At 61.5% G+C, this 12248-nt stretch carries 8 protein-coding genes; 7 read left to right on the top strand and 1 reads right to left on the bottom strand.

Going from position 1 to position 12248, the window contains the following annotated elements; all coding sequences use genetic code 11:
* Position 1: 1 nt before the first annotated feature.
* Genes V0R60_RS04890 through V0R60_RS04865 form a run of 6 tightly spaced genes read left to right on the top strand, consistent with a single transcriptional unit; the run spans position 2 to position 8347 of the window.
* Positions 2-793: an enoyl-CoA hydratase/isomerase family protein gene (locus tag V0R60_RS04890; RefSeq protein ID WP_136475990.1), complete on the top strand. Its 792-nt coding sequence runs from the start codon at positions 2-4 to the stop codon at positions 791-793.
* A 31-nt stretch (positions 794-824) separates the two neighbouring features.
* A complete protein-coding gene (locus V0R60_RS04885) occupies positions 825-1985 on the top strand; it encodes an acyl-CoA dehydrogenase family protein (protein WP_136475991.1) in 1161 nt (386 codons plus the stop codon).
* 18 nt (positions 1986-2003) lie between these two features.
* Positions 2004-4103 carry an acetate--CoA ligase family protein gene (locus V0R60_RS04880; protein ID WP_330079109.1) on the top strand — a complete coding sequence of 700 codons (2100 nt, stop codon included), beginning with the start codon at positions 2004-2006 and terminating at the stop codon, positions 4101-4103.
* A 10-nt stretch (positions 4104-4113) separates the two neighbouring features.
* The gene (locus V0R60_RS04875; protein WP_330079110.1) at positions 4114-5721 is read left to right on the top strand and encodes a 5-guanidino-2-oxopentanoate decarboxylase; all 1608 of its coding nucleotides are present in this window, start codon (positions 4114-4116) and stop codon (positions 5719-5721) included.
* Positions 5722-5748: 27 nt separating this feature from the next.
* Positions 5749-6939, top strand: a complete 1191-nt coding sequence (locus V0R60_RS04870) for a pyridoxal phosphate-dependent aminotransferase (RefSeq protein ID WP_136475994.1) — start codon at positions 5749-5751, stop codon at positions 6937-6939.
* Positions 6932-8347, top strand: coding sequence for an aldehyde dehydrogenase family protein (locus tag V0R60_RS04865; protein WP_330079111.1), 1416 nt, complete (start codon positions 6932-6934; stop codon positions 8345-8347). The genes V0R60_RS04870 and V0R60_RS04865 overlap by 8 nt, the downstream gene beginning before the upstream one ends.
* 18 nt (positions 8348-8365) lie before the next feature.
* Here V0R60_RS04865 and V0R60_RS04860 read toward each other — a convergent pair whose 3' ends face one another.
* Complete coding sequence (locus V0R60_RS04860) at positions 8366-10108, bottom strand: response regulator (protein ID WP_330079112.1); 1743 nt, start codon at positions 10106-10108, stop codon at positions 8366-8368.
* A 155-nt stretch (positions 10109-10263) separates the two neighbouring features.
* On the opposite strand from V0R60_RS04860, the gene V0R60_RS04855 reads away from it, so the two are divergent.
* Positions 10264-12248 (top strand): pertactin-like passenger domain-containing protein (locus tag V0R60_RS04855; protein ID WP_330079113.1); only part of this gene is annotated, 1985 nt, incomplete at its 3' end.

The raw sequence follows: 12248 nt of genomic DNA, 5'->3' as shown, positions 1-12248 counted from the left end.
CATGACTATACCTTCGTCGCTGCTGAGCAAAGTCGAAGCCGGCGTTGCCTGGATCACCCTGAATCGCCCCGAGCAACGCAACGCCCTGGATATCCCCAGCCTGAAAAAGCTGCATGCCTTGCTTGATGAGCACAATGCCGACCCTGCCGTGCGCGTGGTCGTGCTGACCGGCAGTGGCCGCAGCTTCTGTGCCGGCGCGGACCTGGCCGAATGGGCCGAGGCCGAAGCCCGCGGTGCGCTGGAAAGCTATGGCTGGACCGAAACCGCCCATGCCTTGATGCAACGCCTGCACAGCCTCGACAAACCCACCATCGCCGCAATCAACGGTACCGCCGTGGGTGCCGGGATGGACCTGACCCTGTGCTGCGACATGCGCGTGGCAGCAGCATCGGCCCGTTTCAAGGCCGGCTATACCAGCATGGCCTATAGCCCTGACGCGGGCGCCAGCTGGCATTTGCCCAGGTTGATCGGCACCGAACAGGCCAAGCGCCTGTTGTTTCTAGACGAGCTTTGGGGCGCTGAGCGGGCGTTGGCGGCCGGCTTGGTCGGTGAGGTCTGCGCAGATGCCCAGTTGCTGGCCGTCAGCGCCGAACTGGCCGGGCGCCTGGCGGTCGGTCCGACATTCGCTTTTGCCCAGACCAAGCGCCTGATCCGTGAGGGCGCCCAGCGCACCCTCGCAGAACAGCTGCAGGCCGAACTTGGCGCAGGCCTGCTGTGTGGACGCAGCGAGGATGGCGCCGAAGCGTTACGTGCAAGTGTCGAGAGGCGCGCAGCAAAATTCGTTGGCAAATAATCACTTACAACACCTTCTTCAGGAACATTCCATGAATTTCCAACTGACCCAAGAACAAGAAATGTTGGTGGAAGCCGTACGCAGTTTTGTTGCCAAAGAGTTGTTGCCGCACGAGGAAGCAGTCGATCGCGCCGATGAGGTCTCGCCGGAGTTGGCCGCGCAAATTCGTGGCAAAGCGATTGCTGCCGGCTTCTATGCCTTCAACATGCCCGAGGAAGTGGGTGGCGGCGGTCTGGATTACGTCTCCCAGGCCCTGATCGAACGCGAATTGTCCAAAGTGTCGTGGGCGGTGCATGTGTTTGTCGCGCGCCCGTCGAAAATCCTCATGGCCTGCAAGGACGAGCAGATCAACGACTACCTGTTGCCTTGCATTCAAGGTGAGAAGGTCGACTGCTTTGCCTTGACCGAGCCGGGCGCAGGCTCCGACGCCAACGCCATCAAGACCCGTGCGGTGCGTGAGGGCGACGATTTCGTCCTCAACGGTAGCAAGCATTTCATCAGCCATGCCGGGCATGCCGATTTCGCCATTGTCTTCGCCGTGACCGACACCTACGAACACAATGGCCGCAAACGCAACGCGGTCACCGCCTTCCTGGTCGACCGTGGCACCCCCGGCATGACCATTCGCCGCGGTCCCAAGTGCGTAAGCAACCGCGGATATCACACCTACGAGATGTTCTTTGACGATTGTCGCGTACCCGCCAACAAGGTGCTGGGCGAAGTAGGCAAAGGCTGGGAAGTGGCCAATGCCTGGCTGACCGCCGGGCGGGTGATGGTCGCCGCCAACTGCGTCGGCCAAGCTCAGCGGGCCCTGGATGTGTCGTTGCAATGGGCCGCGGATCGCAAGCAGTTCGGCCAGCCAATCGGTACTTATCAGGGGGTGTCGTTCAAGCTTGCCGACATGGCCACGCAAATCCGCGCCGCTGAGCTGCTGACCTTGCACACGGCCTGGAAGATGGATCAGGGCAGCATGACCGATGGTGAGGCCGGCATGGCCAAGCTGTTTGCCAGTGAGGTACTGGGCAAGGTCGCTGACGAAGCCGTGCAAATCTTCGGCGGCATGGGACTGATGGACGAAGGACCGGTAGAGCGGATCTGGCGCAACGCGCGGATCGAGCGGATCTGGGAGGGCACTTCGGAGATCCAGCGGCACATCATTTCCCGTGAACTGTTGCGCCCCCTGTTGCGTTGATCGGGCCGGAGAACTCCTATGTCGCAGTCGATTCGTGACAACCTCAAGCGTTTGCTCGCACCGCGTCACCTGGCATTCGTGGGTGGCCGCAGCATGGCTCGGGCGCTCAAGCGCTGTGCTGAAGGCGGTTATCAGGGCCAGATGTGGCTGGTCAATCCGCAACACGAACACCTTGAGGGCGTCCCCTGTGTTCGCAGCGTGTCCGAGCTGCCGTGCGGCCCGGACGCCGTATTCATCGCCACCAATCGCGAACTGACGCTCAGTTGCGTGGCCGAACTGGCGGCTATCGATGCCGGCGGGGCTATCTGTTACGCCTCGGGTTTCGCCGAGGCGGGGGCCGAAGGCCAGGCGTTGCAACAGCAACTGCTCAAGGCCGCGGGAACCATGGCGTTGCTCGGCCCCAACTGTTATGGCCTGCTTGATTACCTGCACAGCAGTGCGCTGTGGCCGGTCGCGCACGGCGGCAAGACGGTAGAGAAAGGCGTAGCGATCCTGACCCAGAGTGGCAACTTCGCTTACAACCTGTCCATGAGTGACCGTTCCTTGCCGGTGGCCTATATGGCCTCGGTGGGCAATCAGGCGCAACTGGGCATTGCCGAACTGATGGACGTTTTACTCGATGAGCCTCGGGTGACTGCTATTGGTCTGCACCTGGAGGGGCTGAAAAACGTTCCTGGTTTCGCTCGTGCAGCTCACAAGGCGCTGGAAAAAGGTATTCCGATCATCGCCTTGAAAACCGGTGTGTCACAAATCGGCGCCGAGCTGGCCCTGAGTCATACCAGCTCGCTGTCTGGCTCTGACGCTCTGTATGACAGCTTGTTCCAGCGATTGGGGGTTATTCGTGTCAGTGGCCCGGTGAGCTTCGCCGAAACGCTGAAGGCCGCTGCCTGTGGGACGCTGCCTGAAGGTCGCAGCCTGATCGCCCTGGCCTGCTCCGGTGGCGACGCCGGCTTGATCGCCGACTATGCCGAACGCAACGAGCTGACCTTACCCAAGCTCGCCAACAGCCAGGTCGACGAGTTGGCCGGGGTACTGCCGGCCTATGCCAACCTGGTCAACCCGCTGGACTTCACCACCGCGATCTGGGGCGATGGCGCCGCGCTTGAGCGCATGCTCGATAGCGCCCTTTGCAGCGAGGCCGACGCGGCCATGCTGGTGCTCGATTATCCGGCGCAATTTACCGGCGAGCGCAAGGAGTGCGACCTGTTGCTGGAACTCTACAGCGCCGCGCTCAAGCGCCACGGCAAAATCGGCTTCGTCACCTCGGCCTTCCCTGAGTTGCTGCCGGCCAGTGCCCGCGAGCGTTTGCACGGCCACGGTATTGCCGCGCTGCAAGGCGTCGAAGACGGTTTGGCAGCCTGGGGACGAATTGCCGCCTATCGATGCCGCCGCCAGGCCTTGCTCGAGCTGGGCGAGTCAGCGCTGGTGCCGTTGTGCCCGCAAGCGTTGAGCGCAGACGGCCAACTGCTCAATGAATGGGATTCCAAGCAGGCCCTGCACGCGTTCGGCCTGCCGATTCCAGCCGGCGTGTTGAGTGGCGTGGATCAAGCGCTCAAGGCTGGCGCAACGGTTGGCTACCCATTGGTGCTCAAGGCCGTTAGCGCGCAATTGCCGCACAAGACCGAAGCGGGCGCCGTAGCACTCAACCTGACGGATGATCAAGCCCTGGCTGCCGCGCTGCAGAAGATGCGCGAAAGCATTGCCGCCTATGCCCCCACCGTGCCATTCGATAAGGTCCTGCTTGAGCCGATGGCACGCGCACCCTTGGCCGAGTTGATCGTCGGCATCAAGCGCGAAGACGACTTCGGTCTGGCCTTGGTGATCGGCGCCGGCGGCATTCTGGTGGAGCTGCTCAAAGACAGTAGAACCTTGTTGCTGCCAACCACCGACGGCGCCATTCGCGCTGCCGTGCTCGGGCTTCGCAGCGCCAGCCTGCTGCAGGGCTTTCGCGGTCGCCAAAGCGCAGATCTGGATGCGCTGGTTGCGGCGATCCGCGCCGTGGCGGATTACGCCTGCGAGAACGCCGGCCAATTGCTGGAGCTGGATGTGAACCCATTAATGGTCGGTGCTCAGGGCACTACCGCGGTCGATGCGTTGATTCGCCTCGGCCAGGCGTAAGGAGAACAACATGCACAATAGCCCATTGACCGGTGGCCAGGCCCTGGTCCGCTTGTTGGCCAACTATGGCGTCGACACCGTGTTCGGCATTCCCGGCGTGCATACGCTGGAGTTGTATCGCGGCCTGCCTGGAAGCGGTATCCGCCATGTGCTTACCCGCCATGAGCAGGGGGCAGGGTTCATGGCCGACGGCTATGCCCGGGTCAGCGGCAAGCCGGGGGTGTGTTTTGTCATTACCGGCCCCGGTGTCACCAACGCTGCCACCGCCATCGGCCAAGCGTATGCCGATTCCATCGCGATGCTGGTGATATCCAGCGTCAACCACAGCGCAAGTCTGGGCAAGGGCTGGGGCTGCCTGCACGAAACCCAGGATCAGCGTGCGATGACTGCGCCGATTACGGCGTTTTCCGCCGTAGCGCTGAGTGCCGAGGACTTGCCTGAGCTGATTGCCCGAGCCTATGCAGTGTTTGACAGTGAACGGCCGCGCCCGGTGCACATTTCGGTGCCATTGGATGTGTTGTCGGCACCGGTCAAGCGTGACTGGAGCGCTGAGGTGGTCCGCCGCCCTGGCCGTGGCCTGCCTGCTGGCAGTGTGCTGGAGCAGGCCGCAGCCACGCTTGCCGCGGCCAAACGGCCGATGATTATTGCCGGCGGCGGCGCGCTGCAGGCCGCCGAAGTGCTGCAGCAGTTAAGCTCCAGGCTGGCAGCCCCGCTGTTCACCAGCGTCGCCGGCAAAGGCCTGCTGGCCCCGGACGCACCGCTCAATGCCGGTGCAAGCCTATGTGTAGAGCCGGGTTGGACGCTGATCGGCGAAGCCGATGTGGTGCTGGCGGTGGGCACCGAGATGGCCGACACCGATTTCTGGCGCGAGCGCCTGCCGCTCAATGGCCAGTTGCTACGGGTCGACATCGATGCACGCAAGTTCAACGATTTCTATCCTTGTGCCCTGGCCCTGCAGGGGGATGCGCAACAAACCGTTGCCGCCTTGCTGGAGCACCTGCCAGGCCTCGATCGCAATCCCGAGGCCGCCATTGCTTCGGTCGCGGCGCTGCGCCAGGCGGTGAAGGCCGGGCATGGCCCGCTGCAGGCGATTCATCAGGCGATTCTTGATCGGATAGCTGCCGAGCTACCCGACAATGCCTTTATCAGTACCGACATGACGCAACTGGCGTACACCGGCAATTACGCGTTCAGCAGCCGCGCGCCGCGTAGTTGGTTGCATCCAACCGGCTATGGCACCTTGGGCTACGGCCTGCCCGCAGGCATCGGCGGCATGTTTGCCAGCAATGATCGCCCTGGCCTGGTGCTGGTGGGGGATGGCGGTTTCCTCTACACCGCCCAGGAATTGGCCACGGCCGTCGAAGAACTGGACCGCCCGCTGGTGGTGCTGCTGTGGAACAACGATGCCCTGGGGCAGATCCGCGACGACATGCTCACCCTTGATATCGAGCCCATTGGCGTACTGCCGCGCAACCCGGACTTTGCCGGGCTGGGCCGTGCGTTCGGCTGCACCGTGGCCCAGCCACGCAGCCTCGACGAACTGCAGCAGGAACTGCGCGCAGGCTTCGCCCGCAGTGCGGTGACCCTGATTGAACTCAAACACGCCTGCGCTCGCTGACGTCCAACCCTACTCAGGAAGATTGCCATGCGCTTTTCCGATCTGACTCAACGTATTGCCGGTGACGGTGCCGCCGCCTGGGACATTCACTACCGCGCCTTGGACCTGCAGGCCCAGGGTCAGGACATTCTCTTGCTGTCGGTGGGCGACCCGGATTTCGACACCCCGACGCCGATCGTGCAGGCTGCCATCGACAGTTTGCGCAGCGGCCACACCCATTATGCCGACGTACGCGGCAAACTTGCCCTGCGCCAGGCCATCGCCAATCGACATCAACAGCGCAGCGGCCAAACCGTGCACGCCGACCAGGTGACCGTGCTGGCCGGTGCGCAGTGCGCCTTGTTCTGTGTCGCCCAGTGTGTGCTCAATCCCGGTGACGAGGTGATTGTAGCCGAACCGATGTATGTCACCTATGAGGCGGTATTCGGCGCTTGCGGCGCGACGGTGATACCGGTGCCGGTGCGACCGGAAAACGGCTTTCGGGTGTGCCCCGAGGATGTTGCCGCGCGCATCACTCCACGCACCCGTGCGCTGGCGCTGAACAGCCCGCACAATCCGTCAGGTGCGAGCCTGCCACGCTCGACCTGGCAGGCCCTGGCCGAGCTGTGCATTGGCCATGACCTGTGGCTGATCTCCGATGAGGTCTACAGCGAGCTGCTGTATGAAGGCGAGCACATCAGTCCGAGTAGCCTGCCTGGCATGGCTGAGCGTACGGCAACCTTGAACAGCTTGTCCAAGTCCCATGCCATGACCGGGTGGCGGGTGGGATGGGTGGTCGGTTCGCAGGCCCTGGCCACGCACCTGGAAAACCTCGCCTTGTGCATGCTCTACGGCTCCCCGGAATTCATCCAGGACGCTGCCGTGGTGGCCCTGGAGCAACCACTGCCACAGCTTGAGGCGATGCGTGAAGCCTACCGCCAGCGACGCGACCTGGTGTGCCAGACCCTTGCCGGTTGCCCGGGCCTGAAGGCGCTCAAGCCTGACGGTGGCATGTTCGTGATGGTCGACATTCGCGAAACAGGCCTCAGCGCCCAGGCGTTTTCCAACCGCCTGCTGGATCGCCATGGTGTCTCGGTGCTTGCGGGGGAAGCCTTTGGGCCGAGCGCTGCCGGCCATATCCGCCTGGGCCTGGTGCTCGCGGACGCAACGCTGCTGGACGCTTGCCAGCGTATCGCCTGCTGCGCCGCGCAATTGATGGAGAGCAAGGATAATGCGTGAATATTCCCGCTTGTTTATCGATGGCAGCTGGCAGGTGCCATCCGGGCGTGGCCTGGCCGAGGTGATCGATCCGGCCAGCGAAACCGTTGCCGGCCGTGTGCCATTGGGGGACGAGCACGACGTCAATCGCGCCGTGGCTGCAGCGCGGCAGGCTTTCGCCGACTGGTCACGTTCGCCGTCGAGTGTGCGCGCTACCTTCATTCAGGCCTTGGTTGCACAACTGAAAATGCGCGCCGAGGAAATGGCCAGCGTCATTACCACCGAGCTGGGAATGCCGGTTCAATGGTGCCGTAGCGTACAGGTAGACGGGCCGATTGCCGGCCTTGAACAGTACATCGAACTGGCCGGCTTGATGGACGAGGTACGCGAGGTCGGCAATTCCCTGGTATATCGCGAGGCCGTCGGTGTCTGTGCGTTCATCAACCCCTGGAACTACCCGCTGCACCAATTGATCGGCAAATTGGCCCCGGCGCTGGCCGCAGGCTGTACGGTGGTGGTCAAGCCAAGCCAGGAAACCCCGCTGCATGCCTTCCTCCTGGCAGAAATGATTGAAGCGATCGGCTTGCCGCCAGGGGTGTTCAACCTGGTCAGCGGGCCCGGCGCCAAGGTTGGCGAAGCGCTGGCCCGGCATCCACAGGTCGACATGGTGTCATTCACCGGCTCGACCGGTGCCGGTGTACGCGTAGCCCAGGCCGCGGCGCCGACGGTAAAGCGTGTATGCCTGGAACTGGGTGGCAAGTCGCCGCTGCTGATTAGCGCTGACGCTGATCTGCAAGCCGCTGTGCGCTACGGCGTGCAGGACGTGATGATCAACTCGGGACAAACCTGCACCGCGTTGACGCGTATGCTGCTGCCCACCAGTCGCTATGCCGAAGCAGTGGAGATCGCCCTGGCCGAAACCCGTAGCCTGACCATGGGCGACCCGCTGGACCCGGCGAGTTTTCTGGGCCCGATGTGTTCGGCGAGTCAACGGCGCACCGTGCTGGACTATGTACGTGTTGGCCAGGAGGAGGGCGCACGCTTGCTCTGTGGTGGCCAGGCGCCGACCGACCTTGAACGCGGCTTTTACGTGCAGCCGACGCTGTTCGCAGACGTCGACAATCGCATGCGTATCGCCCAGGAAGAAATCTTCGGCCCGGTGCTGTGCCTGATTCCCTACCAGGACGAAGCCCAGGCGATTGCCTTGGCCAACGATTCGCCGTTTGGCTTGTCCAGCGCCGTGTGGGCGGCAGATCGCCAACACGCCATGGCACTGGCCCGGCAACTGCGCGCCGGGCAGTGTTTCCTCAACGGTGCGGCGTTCAACTACCAGGCACCGTTTGGTGGTTACAAACAGTCAGGCAATGGCCGCGAATGGGGCGAGGAAGGCTTGGCCGAGTTTGTCGAGATCAAGGCGGTCCAGCTTTAAGGAGGTATGCGCTAGGTGTCATGTGCGAGGCGCCAGTGGCAATAACAGGTGCAAGGTGGTTGTCACGCTGTTCTCGGCACCGCGGGTAATGTGAAGTTCAGCGCCCAGTTGCAGGGCCAAGTGGCGGGCGATGTTCAAGTCCAGGCTGTTACGCTTGGCCCCTGCAGCGTCGGATTCGTGGGTCAGCTCCGACAGCGAATAGGAGCGCCGGGATTGCACATTGTTCAGGGGGATCCCTTCAATGCTGAGCCTGGCACCCAGGTTCATGTCTTTGACCGTGGCCACGACTTTCCAACGGACTTCGCCATCGCAGGTCAAATCAATGACATAGCGGCCCAGATGAAGCAGCAGATCGAACAAGCGTTTCCTGTGTACCGTGACACGCAAGCGCGATGGCTCGTTGACTTCAATGTACTGCTTCAGGCGCTTTGTATCGGCAGAGGTGCGCAGTTGGCCGGTTACCACGGGCAGCACCTCGGCGATATCTATCGGGCCTATCTGCGCATCATCATCGCTTGGCTGGGTCAACGCATCGTGCAAGCAGTTCAAGTGCTGTTGCAATTGCTGCACCTGGCGTCGCGCGGCCACCTGTGCAGCATCTTCAGCCATTAGGGTATCTGCCAGGGAGGTCAGCCCGGCACCCAGTTGCTGGCTGATACTGGCCAGCAGTTCGGTCAGTTGTTGCTGGGCCAACTCGGCTTTTTCGGCACGCACACGCAGGCTATCGAGTTGTTCATAGCGCTGGGTAATATCCGTGCTGCAGCAGATCATGCCAAGCAGATTGCCTTCCTGGTCACGGTAGGGCGTTCCCCAGTGATGGAGGACGCGACGATTGCCGTGGATGTTCAGCTCGATATCCTTGTCGAATGAACGTTGTTCCGCAATTTCCCGTTGCAGGAACACCAACATGTTGGTTGCGTCTTTGGGCGTGTACCAGTCCACTTCGGTGGTGCGGGTGCCCAAAACGCTTTCCAGGTTGGCGTTATACATCTGCAGATGCGCGGGGTTGGCGTACAACAACCGGGCTTGGGTGTCGCGCACATAGAAGGCCCCAGGCAGGCTTTCGACCATTGAACGCCACATGGAGCTTTGCGCGTCGGTTTCGTTGGTTGGCGCCGCGAGCAATTTGGTCGACGATACAAGACGGTTGCGTCGGGCAAAATCGATCAACTCGATCATGCTGTGCAGATTGAGCTTTACCCGCATTCGCGCGCGGTATGTGCTTACCGATTTCTCACTGATGGTCAGCTCGCTGGCAATCTCCTGGTTACTATGACCACTGGCGAGCAAGCCAAGCACGCTCAGTTCACGGTTGGAAAGCGCGGCGATTCGCTCGGCATCGTTTTCCTTCAAAGTGCCTTTGTTAACGCTACCCAACATCGTGCTTGGGAAGTAGGTTTGTCCGCGTAGCAGCACGGCGACGGCCTCTTTGAGTACCTCGCTTTCCTGGTGCTTGCTGACGAAGCCAGAGGCGCCTGCCTGCAGGAAGCGGCTAACCAGGTGCTCTGAGTCCTGGGTGCTGAAGCCAAGAATCGGCTGGGTGACGCCCCTTGCCCGCAGGCGCCTGATGACGTCCAGGCCGGTAACCCGGGAAAGATCGACATCAATGATCAGCAGGTCGGGCCTGAGGCTGGTGACCATGCCCAGTGCTTCCAGGCCATCCACTGCCTCGCCAATAATGCTATGGCGTTCTTCCTCTAGCAGCAGTCGAACCGCATGCCGGGTTATCGGATGCTCATCGGCGATGAGAACGCGTGACATGCTGAAATTCCTCGGTGCTTTGACCTACTGTAGGGCACGGTTGAGTCGAGCGTGTAGTCATTTTCCTACAGAGTGTGACTGACTTTCTTATCCTCGTCATGACGGCCTTTGAGAAGAATGCTGCCAATAGCAACTACTTCTCCAGGATGAAAGCCATGAACACCCACGTTGGCGCTTCGATCAGCAACAAAGATCGCTGTCCGGCATTCCATCCTTTGCCCATCGCCACCGTAGTCGCTGCATTGTTTACTGGACCTGCGCTCGCTGCCGACTACAACTTCCCGCTGTTGTTCGCTAATTCCAACCCGCTGGTCGCGAGCCTCGTTCAGAAACAGGTGGACGTTTCCAGCCCGACTTCCGCGGTAACCCTGCAGCACGTGGATTTCTCCTTGCGCGACGTGGTTTTGCGCAATTCCGTGGGCGGCGGCGTCGATGTGCTGTCAGGCGCCAGGCTACTCGCCCAGGGGGTGGACGCGGTGACCTCGGGTACGGCGCTGCAGGTCAATTCCCAATCGCTGGCCGACCTGAGTGGCCCCAGTGTCTTGTACACGACCGGTGCGAAAAGCCCGGCTGCCTCAGTGACCAACGCAGAACTGCGCCTTCACGACGTCAGCTTGCAGACCACCGGTATCCTCAGTCCTGGAATCGACGTCGGCGCCAATGCACTGCTGCAAGTTGAACGCAGCCAGATCGTAACCTTTGACATGAGCAGTGCTGGCATTCGAGAGCAAGGAAATCTGTTGGCCAATGTGGTACGTGATAGCCAAATTCACACCCACCAGGCCGAAAGTGCAGGGGTGCAGGTCTCGGCTTCTGATGGGCAACTCTCCTTGATCAATACCCAAATCATCACCGACGCCGCCGCCAGTGATGGCGTTTCTGCACGTCAAGGCAGTAACGTCATCCTCAGCCGCGCCAGCAGCGTGCACACCCTGGGCGCCTCAGCCTCGGCGGTACGTGCTGACCTGGGGGCTAACATCGATGTTGTCGACAGCGCGCTGCTGACCGAGGGCACAGGTGCTTTTGGCGCCACAGCCAGCAGGTTGAGCAACATCAACCTTGTGCGTAGCCAGGTACTGACAACGGGGGGCCAGGCTGCGGCACTGGCTATTCATGGCGAAGCGCACATCAGCGCGAGCGACAGCGCTGTTTCCACCGTCGACGCAAGCACTGTGGTATTCAGCGCTTTCTCGCCGCTTGGCAGTACGGGGACGCTGACACTGTTGCGCACCCGGCTTAGCGGCCCAAGTGCGTTGATCGAGGCGCAATCGGACAGTCATGGAGTTACCACCATCACTGACAGTCAATGGGTGGCGCCGACGGCGACTGCCTTTTTGGCGGCAGCAGGCAGCTCGCTGAAAGTTGACCTGGAATCGAGTCAGGTAAGCGCCGCAGACTTTGCCCAGACCAACGGCGATGGCCAGCTCGCAATCACCACCGTTGGCAGTCAAGTAACAGGTGATACCAGATTATTGGCTCCCAGCAGCGGCCGCCTGGACCTTGATCTGCACAACAGCAGTTGGGTGTTCAGCGGCAATTCGTCAGCGAGCAACCTTAACCTGAGCGATTCGAAGGTCATGTTCGGTGGGCACGGCTTCCAGGTACTGACCTTGAATGGCGACTTGAGTGGCACTGGGCGCTTTCAAATGAAATCCGACCTTGCTTCTTCGCAGGGTGACCTTCTCTCGGTTACAGGACAGGTGAGCGGTCAGCACGAACTTCTTGTCGCTGACAGTGGCCATGCCGCAACGGGCCAACCGCTGAAACTGGTTGGCAGTGGAGGGGGGGCAGGACAATTCACGCTGTACGGCGGACACGTCGACGCCGGCGCCTTTCGCTATGCCCTGACACGCCAGGGTAATGACTGGTACCTGGCACAAACAGGTCAAGTAGTGCCAATGCAGACGCTGGTGCCGTCGCTTCAAAAGCCCGCGATTCCAACACTTCTCGCCAGCAACGTTGCAATGACTCCGCTCAATCCTGCGATGAAGCCGCAAGCGATACCGCAGCCCATTACCAGCAATGTTGCGATGACCCCGCTTAACCCTGCGATGAAACCGCAGGCGATACCGCAGCCCATTACCAGCAATGTTGCGATGACCCCGCTTAACCCTGCGATGAAACCGCAGGCGATACCGCA

Source organism: Pseudomonas auratipiscis, from assembly GCF_036324085.1.
Lineage (GTDB): Bacteria > Pseudomonadota > Gammaproteobacteria > Pseudomonadales > Pseudomonadaceae > Aquipseudomonas > Aquipseudomonas auratipiscis.
Note: the sequence above shows the minus strand (reverse complement) of the source record. Positions and strands in the feature narration are given on the sequence as shown.